Here is a 15435-nt window from a genome sequence, read left to right as displayed (position 1 = left end):
ACAATCATTCATAGATTAAGGGACAACCTCATATATTGCTAAAAAAGCTCCAAAAAAGTGGAGGGATATAGATGAATAAAAAATTACCACTGATCATTTTTTGTTTAGTTTTTCTTACGGGCTTACTTTGGTTTTTACAAACTGAACATAAAGTTAGTGAAAGTATTACTTATTTTCCAATAGATGAAACCATTACCTTTACCGACGCCAAAACAGAAATAAAAGCGACGAAGGAAAAGGAAAATACGATAAAGCTAGAAGTTCATACTTTTTCTAATAGTGATCAAGAAACATTTTTACGTCAAGATATAACTTTTATTTATCAGAACGGGAGACTAATAGGCAGTAGTAATCAATGGAGGGAAAATAGCAAATTATTAAAACAACGGAAGAAAATCACGCTAAAAGAGCCTAGTTTAATCGAGGCACTTAGTTTTCATCATGCAGAAATTCATAAAGATGGCAACATATTTAGTGCTCAATCCATATCTAATGACAAAATGTATGTGTTTTTTCAAAATAATAAAGGATCATACTATTTTAATACAGCTGGAAATGATTTAGAAAAAATTTGGCAGGAAAAATTGGATGCAAGAGCAAATAAGGTAATCATGGATAGTTTAAAAAAAGCAACCGATACTTTTCAATTGAATCTTGACTATTTTACTGTACTCTCTTTAATGGATTTACCGAATTATGCAACGAAACCGTTACCGAATTTTTCTCAACAACAGACAAATAAGCTAATCGGCCAGCTTTCAGAAGGCATTTATAAAAACTATTTTCTTGGTATTAGAAAAAAAGATGGCACCTTTATTAAACCATTAGGCAGTACCATCCCTTTTATTTTACTTTCTAAAAATAAACAAAGTATTTACGTCGTATTTGAAACGAAAGAAGGAGAATCCATCTTACTTAAACAAACTATTCAATAACTTCACATGTCTTTTGTTACCGTTTTTACAAAGGGACTGGCAAGATTTTATATCCGAAAAATAATGTAAAAATAGTCAACAAAACGGTAACTAATAAGAAGAGTAATTGTTTCGTTTTCTTTGTTTTTTTCGGAAAGTGGAAAATTCCAGTTGCTAGGAAACCACCAATTAAACCGCCAATATGGCCAGAATTATCAATACCAGGAACAGTAAAACCGAAGATTAAATTAAAACCTAATAAGAAAAGAATATTCATTCCCATCGTTCGGAAAAAGATATGGGGATATTCCAGGCCGAAATATAACAATGCCCCAAAACAACCGAAAATGGCACCACTTGCCCCAGCGGATAAATCAAAGGGATTAAAAACAAAGCTAGCAATAGAACCCGCGATTCCAGAAAAAAGATAAATAAATAAAAACCGGAAATTACCGTACAGCTTCTCCACTGCAGAACCTAAATAATATAATGCAATAGAATTCATTAATAAATGTAACACACCAATATGAATAAACATCGGTGTAATAAATCGCCACCATTCCCCCGCTAAAATGGCAGGATTATATTTTGCACCGAATTGAAGCAAGACGTATGGGTCCGTGCTTCCACCGCTAAGCTCTAATAATAAAAAAATGACGATTTGGATGGCAAGGAAAATATAAGTGAATAATGGTTTACTATAATTAAATAACGATTGTTCATTTTTCATTTCCTTAACTGCATGACGCAGTATGGTTTCTCGCATTGCAGCTATTTGCAGCGAATCGTAATCATCTTGCAACGTAATCTCATTACTGTCACCGAATAAATGAATCACCGATTGAATTTGTGATGAGCTTTCCGCTCCTGCTATTAAGGATGAATAGACGGTCATTTTCCCCTTATCTAGTTGCAAAGGTTTTTCTAATAAATATTCATAAGAATCAACTGGCGGTAATGCGGAAACAACAATATTTAACGCTTGTTTATTTGGTAAAAACAAACTTTTCCTTAGCCTAATTGCATTAACTGCGGTCAATTCAATTGTTTGTTTCAGTCTATTACTCCAGTCCACATCTTCACGTTGCAAATGGATAAGCGGAAATTTTTTATGTGAACGATTTACTAGCCAAATTTCATTTTGATTTTCTGATAAATGGATGAGACGGTAATGTTTTTGGAAAATAAAATATCGGACCATGCTCCAGTAAATAAAATCTTCGCGTGAGCTCAATATATTCCCCACTTTCTAAAAAAGTCTTTCTTTAACTATAACGAATAAAAAAAACAAATGTAAAGAGTTTCTCTTAAGATATATAATTTCTTTCCTTTTTCCAAAAAAAAAATGCAGGCTATTTGCCTGCAACATCCGATCGGAAGGTGGATTGAAAAAACATTTTTCTAATAAGTGGAATTTTCATCGTTGTACTTACTGCTACTTGTCTTATAGTTGGAAAACTTAATACCCAATTCATAATGCGATATCGATTTTTATAAATCATAAAAGCGGTAGTCAACATGATTATTTTCCGAAACAAACTAGACAGCATAATATCATCCTCCTGCTGTTAGTTTCTGTTAGTTTCTTTATTTTATCCGCGGTAATTTTTCTTATTCGCATCATAAATATTTGCTTCTGAGATAATTTGATCTATTTGGAAGTCATGTTCTTCGAGAGGCAACTGTTGTACAATTTGTATTTCAAATGCTAAAGATAACGTAGGACCATTAAATTGTTCTAAATAGCGGTCATAATATCCACCGCCAAACCCAATTCGTTCTCCATTTTCTGTAAAGGCTAAACCTGGAACAATTAATAAATCAATTGAGTTTTTTTCCACTGCTTCTGTCTGATTAATTAAAGGTTCTATTAATTGAAAATAGCCTTTCTCGCATTGGGAAAAATCTGTAATTTTTCTAAAGTCTAATTTTCTTGTTTTAGGAATACATTTTGGGACAGTAACTGTTTTCCCTTCTCGCCAAGCCTTTTCAATGATTGGATAAGTATTGACCTCGGGAAAACGAGAAATTGTAATTCCGATAACATTTGCTTTTTGCCAATAACTAGTGCTATATAAATTTTCAGCAATTTGTTCTGATAACCGTTGATATTCTAGTTGTCCTAGTGTCGATAGAGTTTCATTCATTTTTTTCCGAAAAGTTTTTTTTGCTTCCAAAAGCACACCCCACTTTGGAGAATAAATTCAATCAAAAAGAAAACAGCAGGGTTAAAACTCCTGCTGCTTACTTTGTTTCACGGTGTAAAGTCGTTTTTTTATCACGAGGACAATATTTTTTCAATTCTAAACGATCTGGGTTATTCCGTTTATTTTTTGTTGAAATATAGTTACGTTCACCGCATTCTGTACAAGCTAACGTAATGTTTACACGCATGTGAATCCCTCCAGTCATACACAAATTACGACCTTACTATAATATCATCTTTCATCATAAAAAGCTAGTCTAATTTTCAATTCATCATTCAAACATAATAATTCACTTTTGGAAAAAGCGTTCGAGGATAATGTCCATGTGTATGCTTGCACAGTTTCGTTAGGATGGATTGTGCCTTCTAAAGAATAAACACCTAATACATCTCCTTTGCCAATTGGGTTAAAAGGGATATAGCCTTGTTGTAAATTTTTATAAAACTCATGAGTCCTCGAAACCGCACCATATTGGCAAATTGATTTACCAAGAAAACTTCCAGATGATAAAAACAATGAGTTTCCATTAGCAAAAAATAAAACATCTAAGCTCGGTGAAGCAAAAACGTATTGATTTCGCTTATGTTGGATTAACTCATTTTCAACAAATATTTTAACATGTACCGAGGTAGTATGATGATTTTGAAGTTCAATTTTTACAATTTCTAATTCTTCTTTCCGATAAAATGGGGCAACAGATATATTTATTTGATCATTAATTGTTGCTCCATTATTAATTGATAATAAATGATGATTTTCTTCACAAAATAAATAAAAATTCGTTTGCATTTTATCTTTAAAATGACTAGTTTGACGTAAAATTTGATTACTTTGCAGCGAATCTATCATGTTGTTCACCCTTTCTTTTTTACTTGTCCAATATGATATATATATCTTACCATCAAATGAAAATTCTAACAATAAACACAATTTGTCATATTTTGTCGATTACCCTATCTTTTTAATAGGTTGTTTAAGAATTGTGTTCCATATTTATTAATGACGAAAGCGAAGCAGCAGGAACAAACGGACACTTTCGCGGTAGGACGGTATATATGTTTAAATGGAATTATGCTAAAATACTAATTGGGAGTGATACGTGTGAATACAATATTATTTTTACTAGCCATTATCGGAATAGCTCTATTTATCATTTCTTTTTTTATACCAGATGCAACAAAAGAGATAAAAAAAGAGGTGGAACATTTAACATTACAGTGGTATGAAGAATCGTATAAAATGAAAAAACGAATAAAAATATTAGAAGAAGAATTGCTTTTAACAAGTTTTCCCGAGAAAAATAAACGACAATAATTACTGAAATTTATAAAGGTGGAGAATAAATGAATAAACAGTCACTACGTGCTTTTAGTCTCGGTATTCTTATTTCAGTAGCTATATTATTTTTCTCCCAACTTATTATCGGGAAGGATATTCAAACAAATACGGGAAAAGACTTAGCTGCTCCAGAAGGATACAAGCTAGTAAAGACAAAAGATTTTGATAAACTAACAAATGATTTACAAGAAAAGCAAAGGAAAATCGAACAATTACAGAAAGAAAACGACGAGTTACGAAATAAATTAAATAAAGATAAAAACAATGACGGACAAAAGGTTGAAAGTAGTATTACGACCTATAAACTGGAAATTAAAGAAGGTATGACTTTAACAGAGATTGCAGCAACATTAGAGGAACATCATATCGTGGATGATAAAAGCAAATTCGAGCAATTTGTCATAGAACAAAAGATGGACAGAAGCATTCAAATTGGCAGCTATTCACTAAATAGTGATATGAGCTATTTAACAATTGCAAAACTCATTACAAAATGACAAAAAAAGAAGAGGTAGCCACCCTTCTTTTTTTGTAGACTCGATTTAGTAAAACTAGTGTGAAATAGGATAGGTAACACCTTTCCATTGTTTTTTCGAATATTTTCCGCATATTCGGTTACCCAAATCTACCTGAAATATATTCTTCTGTTTGTTTCTTATCTGGATTAGTAAAGATTTTCTCTGTATGGTCATACTCAACTAAATCTCCATTTAAGAAAAATGCTGTTTTATCGGAAATTCTTGCTGCTTGCTGCATATTATGGGTAACGATGACGATCGTATAATCCTTTTTTAAGTCCAAAATTAATTGCTCGACTTTTGCGTTGGAAATTGGATCTAGTGCAGATGATGGTTCGTCTAATAAAATAATATTCGGTTTACCGGCAATAGTTCTTGCGATACAAAGCCTCTGTTGCTGACCACCAGATAAATTTAAAGCAGAATCATATAGTCGTGTCTTTACTTCATCCCATAGGGCTGCCTTTCGTAAACTGTCTTCAACGATGTCATCTAACACTTGTTTTTTACGTATTCCGGCAAATTTTAAACCGTGAGTAATATTTTCGTAAATGGATTTCGGAAAAGGATTAGGCTTTTGAAAAACCATCCCTATTTCCTTACGTAGCTGTACAACATTTATATCTTTTCTTAACAAGTTAATCCCATCATACATAATCTCGCCATCATAGCGTGCAGTTGGTATGAGATCGATCATTCGATTAATTGTCTTTAAAAAGGTTGATTTACCGCATCCAGACGGACCAATTAGTGCTGTTACTTCATTTTGCCTTATTTCCATCGTAATATTTTTTACTGCTTTTGTTTCACCATAATAAATAGACATATTGTTAATGTGCAAAGCTACTTCCGCTTTATTTGTAAGAACATCACTATTTTCTAAACGATTCGGCTTTTCAATCGTAATAGCTGTCATTAAGAAAACACCCCTATCAAAGCTTTTCCTTCCAATATTATGAGGAATTGTTTTTCCACTTTATGAATATTAAGTGGTCAACTATAGGCTTTTAATATTGCCATAATTAGATAATCAAATATTTTATCTTTTCCTCAGCAAAAATTTATCTGGACTAAATGAGTAATCCATCAAATGTCTTAACGATTCTTTTAGTCGGAAAAATCCCCTTTCAAAACACGCACTATTCTTCGGATCAATTCACTATTTCGTTGCAGTCATCTTTTTATATAAGATGGTACCGATTAGTCTAGCAAATACATTAAATGCTAAAACTGCAATAATTAATAGTGTAGCAGCACCTTGTGAAATTTCCTGAACATCTGGAATGATCCCTTGTGTATTTAAAGACCAAATATGAACTGCTAATGTTTCAGCAGGTCGAAAAATATTCAATGGTGAAGTATCTGAAAATGGATTCCAATCTAAATAATTCAATCTTGGTGTTGATAAACCTGAAGTAAAAAGTAATGCAGCTGCTTCACCAAAAATCCTCCCTGATGCCAAAATTGCCCCAGTAATAATTGCAGGCATCGCTTTTGGCAATAGAACGTTCTTGATGGTGTACCAATGTGTCGTTCCTAAAGCAAGACTAGCTTCCTTTAATTCCTTAGGTACAGAGCGAATCGCATCCTCACTCGTTCGCACAATCACTGGCAAATTCAATATTGTTAATGCTAACGCCCCACCTATAATCGTGTTGCCCCAACCTGTCATATTGACAAAAACTAATAAACCAAACATCCCAATAACGATGGAAGGCAAAGAAGATAAAACTTCTATACAAGAACGAATAAACTCAGTAAATTTATTCGGTTTTGCATACTCTGCCATGTAAATACCGCCACTTATCCCTAATGGAATAACGATTAACATTGTAATGAAAAGAATGTATAAGGAATTAAACAATTGATCGCGAATTCCCCCACCTGCCCGAATGTTGCTGGATGGATTTGTGAGAAAGTCTAACGATAATTTTTGAAAACCATTGAAAAAAATATAAGAAAAAAGTCCTATAACAAGGGAAAATAAAATAAGTGCGATAAATACAAAGATAACGGTTGCCAATCTATCATAAATTTTTGCTTTCATTAAATCTTCCTCCTAGAAGATAAAAACCGAATAAATATGATAAACATGAATGACATAACTAGTAAAATTAGTCCCATCGACCATAAAGTATTATTTTCAATACTTCCATAAGTTGTATGACCCATATTTAACGTAATAATCGTCGTTAATGTTCCGGCCGTATCTAATAGACTCGTCGGAAAATCACGACTGTTTCCAATTACCATTTGCACTGCCAATGCTTCACCAAAAGCTCTTGACATTCCTAAAACTACTGCCGTTAGCAAGGTTGGCAATGCGGCAGGTATTAGTACTCTTCTTACTGTTTGCCAGCGAGTCGCACCTAATGCATAAGATCCCTCTCTTAAACTATTCGGCAAGGTTGATAAAGCATCTGTTGCTATCGAAGTAACTGTAGGTAAAATCATAATACTTAATACAATAGTTCCCGATAATATGCTAAAGCCTAAGCCACCAAAGTGTTCTCGAATAAATGGAACTAAAACAGTTAAGCCAATAAATCCATATACAACGGATGGTATTCCGACAAGTAGTTCGATAATTGGTCTTAAAACCTTTTTCCCTATTTTCGGCGCAATTTCGGACATAAAAATTGCTGCCCCGATTCCTAGTGGACCAGCTATTAATGCGGAGAAAATGGTGACGGCAAACGATCCGAAAATAAATGCAAAAGCTCCATAATGTGGTGCGTCTTTATTAGTCGGATCCCAATTCGTACTAGTAATAAATTTCAATAGACTTATATCATTTTTAATAAATGACTGGATGCCTTTCATAGTTAAAAATATCGTTATTGCTATAGTTGCACTAATAATAATGAAAGCGGATATTGTTACGAGGTATTTTCCGCGCTTTTCATCATCGAACCATTGTTTTTTTTGTTGGAGTAATCGGTTTGAACTTTTTATTGTTTTTTCCATTATCACACCTCATATTTGCAAAAGGGCAAAAGAGTTAACTCATTTTGCCCTAAAATTTATTTTTTCAAGAGGTTATTTTTTTGAAACAGGTGTTACCGTTCCATCAACCGCTCTTTCTACTTCCATTTTTGTTACTGGAATGTATCCTAATTCTGGTAATAAAGAAGTTTGTACTTCATCACTTAACATATAGTCTAGGAATGCTTTGACAACACCAGTTGGTTCACCTTTCGTATAGGAGTGTTGATATGCCCAAATCGGATATTGTCCTGTTTGAATATTTTCATCTGTAGGCTGCACTCCATCTATGGATAATGCTTTAACTAAATCATCCGTAAAGTAAGATAAAGCTAAATATCCAATTGTCCCTTTTGTTTCAGAAATAATCTTTTTCACTGTGTTCGAAGAGTCTTCCGTAATTCCTTCTGCTGGAGTTGCACCATCTAAAGCAAAATTCACGAATGTTGCCCGCGTACCACTTGAATCAGGACGGTTAACTAAAATTATTTTTTGATCTTTTCCTCCAAGTTCTTTCCAATTAGTAATTTCTCCTGTGAATACTTTTATTAAGTCCGCTTTTGATATATTATCGATTCCTACTTCTGGATGAACAGCTGCTGCCATCCCAACTACCGCTACTTTAAAGTTAACTAATTCATCAGCCGGGATACCTTCTTTTTCTTCAGCGAATACATCAGAGTTGCCGATATCCACAGATCCCTCAGAAACTTGACTAAGTCCTGTACCTGATCCACCTGCATTTACAGATATATTTACTTTTGAATGCTTATCCATAAATTGTTCTGCTGCTGCTGCCACTAATTGTTGCATCGCAGAAGATCCAGAAATATTTACCGATCCTTCTAATTCATTCGTTGCATTATTGGATGAATTGCCATTTTCTTTTTCTGAACTGCTACTTCCATTTGTACTGCTCCCACATGCAGCAGCAAAAGTAATTACTGAAATGATAGCTAGTAATAATGTTATTTTTTTTACGATCTTCATCTAAATTTCCCCCTAAACGTTATTTGTTTTACAATCCTAGAATAATACTTATTTATTAATCTCGTTTAAACGGAAAGTAAAAGTATTGTAAATGAATTGTAAATATGAGAAATCAAAAAAGCTGACGGAAATTCCATCAGCTTCAATAAAATTTACTATTCGATTGTATCTTCAGTTGTTTCATTTTCATCTGTTGGTTCTGTAATTGTTTCCTCTTGTTTTGCTCCGGACGCTGCTTTCGCCCGTTCTTCTTTTAGTTCAAAGTATGCACGGAATACTTTTTGGGCAATGACATTATTAATGCTCGTCGATGAAGGTTGTCTTCCATAATAAACAGTCGGTACAACGACAGATATTGCAATTTCTGGATTATCGAATGGAGCATATCCAACAAAAGTTAAATTTACCGTATCGTACTTTTGTCTATTTTCGTAAATCGGAACTTGGGCAGTACCTGTTTTTCCAGCTGCGTTATAAGGCTCGTTACTGAAATAATAACGTCCAGTCCCTCTTGAACCATGAGTAACACGCCAAAAACCTTGTTGAACCCGTTCAATCCATTCGTCTTGCATATCAATTTTATTAAGTATTATCGGCTTACTTGTTTCAATGATTGGCCCTAATCCTTTTTCATTTATCTCTGGTTCTCTTATTTCTTTTAATAACAACGGTTTAACACGGTAGCCACCATTAGCAATCGTGGAAACGTATTGGGCTAGTTGCAATGGAGTATATGTGTCATGTTGTCCAATTGCAAAGTCGATATAGTTACCTGGATTTTGTGGAAAACTAGTATAGCCAGTCGCTTCGTTCGAAAATCCGATACCAGTTTCTACTCCTAATCCAAATTGATTAAAATAATATCGTAATTCATTAATTTTGTTCATGTCTACTTTCAATGGACCATGTGGAATATATCTTGCACCACCGATAGCGATAGCAATTTTCCACATATAGACGTTAGAGGATCTTTCTAAGGCGGTTAAATCATCAACCATTCCCATAGTTTGTACAGATTTCTTTGGAGCAGTATTTCCTGCGAAATATAATGGTTCGTCGAGTAACCTTGAATGTGGCTGAATCACACCTGTTTGATAACCCATTAATACGGTTGCACCTTTAATGGCAGAACCTGGGGCATAAGCTGCTGTAAATGTACCGTGAGCAAAGTCCCAAATATCTTTCGATTCACGATCATAATGCTTTCCAGCCAATGATAAGATTTCCCCGGTTTTTGGATTCATTACAACGACAAAAGCGTCATTGAGAAAATTCGTTCGCGGTAACTTAACCCATGATAATAGTTCCTCTTCAATAATTTCTTCCACCCGTTTTTGCAGTTCTAAGTCAATGGTTAATACAACATCTTTACCGCTTTTTCCTTCATTAACAATTTCTGTGTCTACGACATTACCTTTTTTATCCGTAACCGTTTTTATCTTCGTTTTCTGTCCTTGTAATACATCTTCGAATAATTCTTCTATATAACTTTTTCCAATACGGTCATTTAAGCTATAACCTTTCGATTGGTAATACTGCAATTTTTCATAAGGAATCCCTTCATCAGAGGAAGTAACTTTTCCTAATATTGACTTTAACGTAGAGTCATCTGTGTAGCCTCGCTGCCAATCAGTCGTTATGTCAACTCCAGGAAGTTCTGCAAGTCGCTCACTAATAAGTGCATATTCTTTATCTGTTACATTTTCATTTTTTATGATGGTTGGTGTCAATGCCGTCTTATTAATAATCTTCCTAAAGATGGCAGCTGTGTTTAAATCGATGGATTTTAGTTCTGCTTCCGAAATACGCTCAAGCTTCATATTATAAATATCTTTATCTTTCAGTTTATTTTGCTGTAGTAAATTCATTTCCTCATCAGTAATCTTATCATTACCATTATCATTTTCTAACAGCCAAATATCTTTCAAATCTCTTTCTCGAACCTTTTTCATATCGTCTTCTGTCATTTGAATATATTGACTAAGCTTTTTAGCAACCTCCAGTAAGTCTTTTGCCCTAGGATGTTTTGGAGGAGTATAGGTGATAGCCTTTTCTGGAATATTATAGACGAGCAGACCATGATTGCGATCATATATTTCTCCTCGAGGGACGGAAAAACTAACAGATGTTTCATCTGTCCGTTCTACTTCCTCTCGATACATTTCCCCTTTTACTATTTGTACTACTCCGAGCCGCAATATTAAAACAGAAAATAATATAAAGACCGAAAAAAATAATATATTCATTCGCAATGGTATATGGCTTTTCTTTTTTTTCTTTTGCTTTTGTTTCACTCCGCACCGACCTCTCTAAAAATCATACTAATAACTATTTTACCTAAAATATCGACATCGTTCCACAAAAAATACGTACCATAAAATTACATTTATTGTTAAATTAACGATTTGAACAATGTAAAGCTACTGTTTCCAACCATCTATAAGTAATGTGAAATAAAATAAGCAATCATTCGATTGCCTATTTTATGTTTATGAAAGTTCATTTGTTTTATGGCATATTAATATGTTTTTTGTGGTCGCATTTTCGCTTTCGTACTTAATAGTTGCTGTTTCTTTTCACCAGCACTCCCTGGGTAAATATCAGATATTTTCCTTATACAATAGTAAATAAATAAGTAAGATGAACCTAAAATAAATAATAAATAAGGTAAGATGAACTCCATCTGGAAGAAGGTAATACTAATAATAAAGAGAAGTATAGACACTGCCCGACCAAAATTTAAAAATAATTCCCGAACAACGATATATTCTATTCGCATTTCAGCAGCGTTTCTTGCTTTTCCGATAACATCATAAGAAGTGGAGGAGAAAGGAACTAACACTAACGGATAAGAAATGGCAATTAACACTGCATAAATTAACAATTTTGTATATGTTATTTGGAAAATAATCAAAGATAACGATAAAAAAAGTAAAGCTCCACCTAACAAAATCGATTTTTTTCGATGTTTTGGTTTAATATACCTGCCTGCAACATAATAACTAATGAAAGAAACGAACGAATTGAGGAAAGCGAATGTACCAAGTGCCATTTCACTACCAGTTGCAATAAAAACATAAATATTAATTATGAAAGAAAAAACTCCTTCTCTTAAACCTTGGAAAATATTGGCGTTAGTGATCATAAACCAGTCGCGATTTCGCTTTCGCTCCTTCATTACTTCCCGAAATAAATAAACACCTTTGGAAGGTCTGCGTTTCATAGAAAAACTTAATACGGTTGCACAAGTAAATAAAAGGAGAGAAATAGTAAAAATGATAGTATAACCAGTCCAAGATGTAAATCTTGAAATAATATATCCTGCCGCCATTGGTCCAATCATACCGCCAGCAGAGCTTAAAATACCGAGAAAACCGTTGAAAAAGTCTCTATTTTCCGGTTCTGTAATTTCAAAGGTTAGAACATTATAACTTAGCCAGTAAAACCCATAACCAACCCCTAATAAAGAACCTAATAAAAGTAACAAACTCGATGCTTTCGAACTACTGATTAGCACTGCTATGTAAAAAATTGCTAAAAAACAGACACCTAATCGTAGTACAATAATACGGTCTACCTTTTTCGCAATCCGTCCTGCAATAATAAATGTAATAAGTTGAAAAATTACAATGGCTAAATTATACAATCCTATTTTATAAAATTCTCCAGATTGCCTCCATAAGAAAATATTTACAAATGTGTTAGATAAGGCAACACTTAATGAATATAATCCGCCAATGAATAACAATAAAAATAAATCTTTCGTTACCTCGACTTCTCCAAACCACTTTTGAATAAATGTTTGTTTTTTCATCATATGTCCTCCTAAATATATTGTTTGTAAAAGGATGAGACATATGCAAAAAAGCAGCAGATTATCTCTGCTGCTTGAACTCAATAAACTATTTTATTTTGCTGCTTCAAATCGTTTTGCTACTTCAGCCCAATTAACTACATTCCAAAATGCACCTATATAGTCTGGACGACGGTTTTGATATTTTAAGTAATAAGCATGTTCCCAAACATCTAACCCTAAAATAGGTGTTTTACCTTCCATTAACGGAGAGTCTTGATTTGGTGTACTTGTCACTTCTAATTCGCCATTGTTAACAACTAACCATGCCCAACCAGAACCGAAACGTGTAGTTGCCGCTTTCGCAAATTCTTCTTTGAATGCTTGATAGGAACCAAATTTTGCATTAATTGCATCTAACAAAGCTCCAGTTGGTTCACCGCCACCATTAGGTGATAAAATTTGCCAGAATAAGCTATGGTTAGCATGGCCTCCACCATTGTTTCTTACAGCTGTCCGAACATTTTCTGGTACAGCATCTAAGTTTGCAATTACTTCCTCTACGGTTTTATTTAATAAATCCGTTTGTCCTTCTAGGGCATTGTTTAAGTTAGTTACATAAGTATTATGGTGTTTCGTATGATGAATATTCATCGTTTCTTTATCGATATGAGGTTCTAATGCATCATAAGCATATGGTAATTCAGGTAATTGGAATGCCATTTTCTATTCCTCCTATAAATTATTTTTTCATTGCTTTAGAAAAATTTACCTAAAGCTCATTAATTTAAGAGTAGCAAAATTGATTGTCTTACGCAAATAAAATGCACCCTTTAGCTTTTACATCGTTTTCACTACCGGAATGTAATATAACCAAAATTCCCAAAAATATACAAGGAAAAGTTAGTTAAAATAGAAAATTAAATCCTAATTTACCTTTACATCATTACTACCGACGTGCATTGATAATAGCAAACCAGAAACTATGACAAACTAACACAAACAATTATTCTGATTCTTTCACACCTAAAATATGTTCAGCGATATTTACCGAATGGTCACCAATTCTCTCTAAATTAATAATCACATCGACAAAGACAATCCCTGCTTGTCCAGAACAAATGCCATCATTTACCCTAATAATATGTTGTTTACGATACTTTCTTTCAAGTTGGTCAATCTCATCTTCTTTCCGGAAAACAGATTTCGCTTTTTCTTTATCATTCGTTTCTAAAGCATCAATCACTTCTGTTACAGTGGAAATTGCAAGGTCAAACATTTCTTCAATATCATTCATTGCAAACTCTGATAACTTAATCTTGTTATTAATTTGGAATTCAACCAATTCTACAATATTTTCAAAATGGTCACCAATCCGTTCAATATCACGGATAGAATCCATTAATGTTGAGTGTAAATCAGATTCGTGCTCCAGTAATTCTGTAGTTGAAAGTTTGATCAAATAATCCGTTATTTTATGGTCTAAATTATTAATTGCATCTTCCAATTGTAAGGCCATTTCCGCATGTACAGATTTCCCGGTCGTTAAATAATTTTTTGTTTCTTCCAATCCTTTTACAGCTAATTCACCCATGCGGATTATTTCACTTTTTGCTGCTCCTAAAGCAATCGAAGGCGATTGTTCAATAAAATTAGGGTCCAACTGTTTTACTTTGTAATCAATTACGGAGTCATCCTGTGGAATGATTTTTGTTACAATATATGCTAACACGCCAATAAATGGAACTTGTATAAAAGTGTTAGAAATGTTAAATGCTCCATGCGCAAATGCAATGGTCATCTTCTCATTTAAGTCAAAGGATGATTGTAAGAATTCAACAAACTGTGTAAATGGTCCTAAAAAGAGTAAGAAAATGGTAGATCCAATAATATTAAACATCACATGACTTAACGCGGCTCGTTTTGCTGCATTAGAAGCTCCAATACTTGCCAAAATAGCGGTAATCGTCGTACCGATATTATCTCCGAATAACACTGGTAAAGCTGCATTTAGTTCTAATAAATGATCTGAATATAATCCTTGTAAAACACCAATTGTAGCACTAGAACTTTGGACTATAACTGTAAAAATTGTTCCAACTAATACACCGAGCAAACTATTTTCTCCAAGATTAATCATTAAATCTTGGAAAATGGTGAATTCACGCAATGGTTTCATGCCAGAACTCATCAATTCTAAACCTAAAAAGAGTGCACCGAAACCAAAAACTACTTGGCCTAAAAAATTCACTCGTTTCTTTTTAAAGAAGAAAATTAAAAATGATCCAACTGCAATTATCGGTAAAGCATATGCTCCAACATCAAAACCGATTATAAATGCAGTAATGGTCGTACCGATATTCGCACCCATAATGACACCAATAGCTTGTCTTAATGTCATGAAACCAGCACTTACGAGACCTACTGTTATGACTGTAGTACCAGAACTACTTTGAATTAACGCTGTTACAATAATCCCAGCAATAACCCCCATAATCGGATTGGTTGTTAGTTTATCAAGAATATCTCGTAACCTGTCACCGGCAGACTTCTGTAGTCCTTCTCCCATCGCCTTAATTCCAAAAAGGAAAATACCTAATCCACCGATAAATTCAAAAATCATTTGTTGAATTTCTTGACTGTTCATCTTATAACTCCTATCTGTAAAAAGTCATTTCAATTTATTAGTT

At 33.6% G+C, this 15435-nt stretch carries 16 protein-coding genes; 3 read left to right on the top strand and 13 right to left on the bottom strand.

What is annotated here, in order from left to right:
• Positions 1-71: 71 nt before the first annotated feature.
• Complete coding sequence (locus BN1242_RS11190; protein WP_062355863.1) at positions 72-935, top strand: hypothetical protein; 864 nt, start codon at positions 72-74, stop codon at positions 933-935.
• 25 nt (positions 936-960) lie between these two features.
• Here BN1242_RS11190 and BN1242_RS11185 read toward each other — a convergent pair whose 3' ends face one another.
• The 5 genes from BN1242_RS11185 to BN1242_RS11165 form a co-directional block, all read right to left on the bottom strand.
• On the bottom strand, positions 961-2148 hold the full coding sequence (locus BN1242_RS11185; RefSeq protein ID WP_062355861.1) for a rhomboid family intramembrane serine protease: 1188 nt from the start codon (positions 2146-2148) through the stop codon (positions 961-963).
• 118 nt (positions 2149-2266) lie between these two features.
• Positions 2267-2464 (bottom strand): hypothetical protein, encoded by a 198-nt coding sequence (locus tag BN1242_RS11180; RefSeq protein ID WP_062355858.1) that lies wholly within the window; start codon positions 2462-2464, stop codon positions 2267-2269.
• A gap of 42 nt (positions 2465-2506) precedes the next feature.
• Positions 2507-3091: a 5-formyltetrahydrofolate cyclo-ligase gene (locus BN1242_RS11175; RefSeq protein WP_072136190.1), complete on the bottom strand. Its 585-nt coding sequence runs from the start codon at positions 3089-3091 to the stop codon at positions 2507-2509.
• A gap of 67 nt (positions 3092-3158) precedes the next feature.
• Positions 3159-3308: a 50S ribosomal protein L33 gene (rpmG, locus tag BN1242_RS11170; protein ID WP_062355854.1), complete on the bottom strand. Its 150-nt coding sequence runs from the start codon at positions 3306-3308 to the stop codon at positions 3159-3161.
• A 44-nt stretch (positions 3309-3352) separates the two neighbouring features.
• Positions 3353-3970, bottom strand: a complete 618-nt coding sequence (locus BN1242_RS11165) for a hypothetical protein (RefSeq protein WP_062355851.1) — start codon at positions 3968-3970, stop codon at positions 3353-3355.
• Between the two features lie 252 nt (positions 3971-4222).
• Between BN1242_RS11165 and BN1242_RS11160 the strand changes: the two genes are divergently transcribed.
• The gene (locus BN1242_RS11160) at positions 4223-4435 is read left to right on the top strand and encodes a hypothetical protein (protein WP_062355848.1); all 213 of its coding nucleotides are present in this window, start codon (positions 4223-4225) and stop codon (positions 4433-4435) included.
• A 29-nt stretch (positions 4436-4464) separates the two neighbouring features.
• The gene (locus tag BN1242_RS11155; protein WP_062355845.1) at positions 4465-4956 is read left to right on the top strand and encodes an endolytic transglycosylase MltG; all 492 of its coding nucleotides are present in this window, start codon (positions 4465-4467) and stop codon (positions 4954-4956) included.
• Positions 4957-5074: 118 nt separating this feature from the next.
• Here BN1242_RS11155 and pstB read toward each other — a convergent pair whose 3' ends face one another.
• The 8 genes from pstB to BN1242_RS11115 form a co-directional block, all read right to left on the bottom strand.
• On the bottom strand, positions 5075-5893 hold the full coding sequence (pstB, locus tag BN1242_RS11150) for a phosphate ABC transporter ATP-binding protein PstB (protein WP_077216193.1): 819 nt from the start codon (positions 5891-5893) through the stop codon (positions 5075-5077).
• A gap of 243 nt (positions 5894-6136) precedes the next feature.
• On the bottom strand, positions 6137-7024 hold the full coding sequence (gene pstA, locus BN1242_RS11145) for a phosphate ABC transporter permease PstA (RefSeq protein ID WP_062355842.1): 888 nt from the start codon (positions 7022-7024) through the stop codon (positions 6137-6139).
• On the bottom strand, positions 7024-7944 hold the full coding sequence (gene pstC / locus BN1242_RS11140; protein WP_062355840.1) for a phosphate ABC transporter permease subunit PstC: 921 nt from the start codon (positions 7942-7944) through the stop codon (positions 7024-7026). Before pstC ends, pstA begins: the two co-directional genes overlap by 1 nt.
• Positions 7945-8016: 72 nt before the next feature.
• Positions 8017-8952 (bottom strand): phosphate ABC transporter substrate-binding protein, encoded by a 936-nt coding sequence (locus BN1242_RS11135; protein WP_062355837.1) that lies wholly within the window; start codon positions 8950-8952, stop codon positions 8017-8019.
• A 155-nt stretch (positions 8953-9107) separates the two neighbouring features.
• Entirely contained in the window at positions 9108-11198 is a 2091-nt protein-coding gene (locus BN1242_RS11130) for a peptidoglycan D,D-transpeptidase FtsI family protein (RefSeq protein ID WP_062357013.1), read from the bottom strand.
• Positions 11199-11470: 272 nt separating this feature from the next.
• Positions 11471-12766 (bottom strand): MFS transporter, encoded by a 1296-nt coding sequence (locus tag BN1242_RS11125; RefSeq protein ID WP_071435516.1) that lies wholly within the window; start codon positions 12764-12766, stop codon positions 11471-11473.
• A gap of 93 nt (positions 12767-12859) precedes the next feature.
• On the bottom strand, positions 12860-13468 hold the full coding sequence (gene sodA / locus BN1242_RS11120) for a superoxide dismutase SodA (RefSeq protein WP_062355831.1): 609 nt from the start codon (positions 13466-13468) through the stop codon (positions 12860-12862).
• A gap of 283 nt (positions 13469-13751) precedes the next feature.
• On the bottom strand, positions 13752-15392 hold the full coding sequence (locus BN1242_RS11115) for a Na/Pi cotransporter family protein (protein WP_062355828.1): 1641 nt from the start codon (positions 15390-15392) through the stop codon (positions 13752-13754).
• Positions 15393-15435 lie beyond the last annotated feature (43 nt).

Source organism: Bacillus kwashiorkori (assembly GCF_001375515.1).
In the GTDB taxonomy this organism is placed as follows: Bacteria; Bacillota; Bacilli; order Bacillales; family Caldibacillaceae; genus Bacillus_BK; species Bacillus_BK kwashiorkori.
This window is presented reverse-complemented; position numbering and strand designations above follow the sequence as displayed.

Excerpts from the sequence above, each read along its gene's own strand:
- BN1242_RS11190 (WP_062355863.1), top strand. The coding sequence starts at position 72 with ATGAATAAAAAATTACCACTGATCATTTTTTGTTTAGTTTTTCTTACG.
- BN1242_RS11180 (WP_062355858.1), bottom strand. The coding sequence starts at position 2,464 with ATGCTGTCTAGTTTGTTTCGGAAAATAATCATGTTGACTACCGCTTTT.
- rpmG (WP_062355854.1), bottom strand. The coding sequence starts at position 3,308 with ATGCGTGTAAACATTACGTTAGCTTGTACAGAATGCGGTGAACGTAAC.
- BN1242_RS11165 (WP_062355851.1), bottom strand. The coding sequence starts at position 3,970 with ATGATAGATTCGCTGCAAAGTAATCAAATTTTACGTCAAACTAGTCAT.
- BN1242_RS11155 (WP_062355845.1), top strand. The coding sequence starts at position 4,465 with ATGAATAAACAGTCACTACGTGCTTTTAGTCTCGGTATTCTTATTTCA.
- pstB (WP_077216193.1), bottom strand. The coding sequence starts at position 5,893 with ATGACAGCTATTACGATTGAAAAGCCGAATCGTTTAGAAAATAGTGAT.
- pstA (WP_062355842.1), bottom strand. The coding sequence starts at position 7,024 with ATGAAAGCAAAAATTTATGATAGATTGGCAACCGTTATCTTTGTATTT.
- pstC (WP_062355840.1), bottom strand. The coding sequence starts at position 7,944 with ATGGAAAAAACAATAAAAAGTTCAAACCGATTACTCCAACAAAAAAAA.
- BN1242_RS11135 (WP_062355837.1), bottom strand. The coding sequence starts at position 8,952 with ATGAAGATCGTAAAAAAAATAACATTATTACTAGCTATCATTTCAGTA.
- BN1242_RS11130 (WP_062357013.1), bottom strand. The coding sequence starts at position 11,198 with ATGAATATATTATTTTTTTCGGTCTTTATATTATTTTCTGTTTTAATA.
- BN1242_RS11125 (WP_071435516.1), bottom strand. The coding sequence starts at position 12,766 with ATGAAAAAACAAACATTTATTCAAAAGTGGTTTGGAGAAGTCGAGGTA.
- sodA (WP_062355831.1), bottom strand. The coding sequence starts at position 13,468 with ATGGCATTCCAATTACCTGAATTACCATATGCTTATGATGCATTAGAA.
- BN1242_RS11115 (WP_062355828.1), bottom strand. The coding sequence starts at position 15,392 with ATGAACAGTCAAGAAATTCAACAAATGATTTTTGAATTTATCGGTGGA.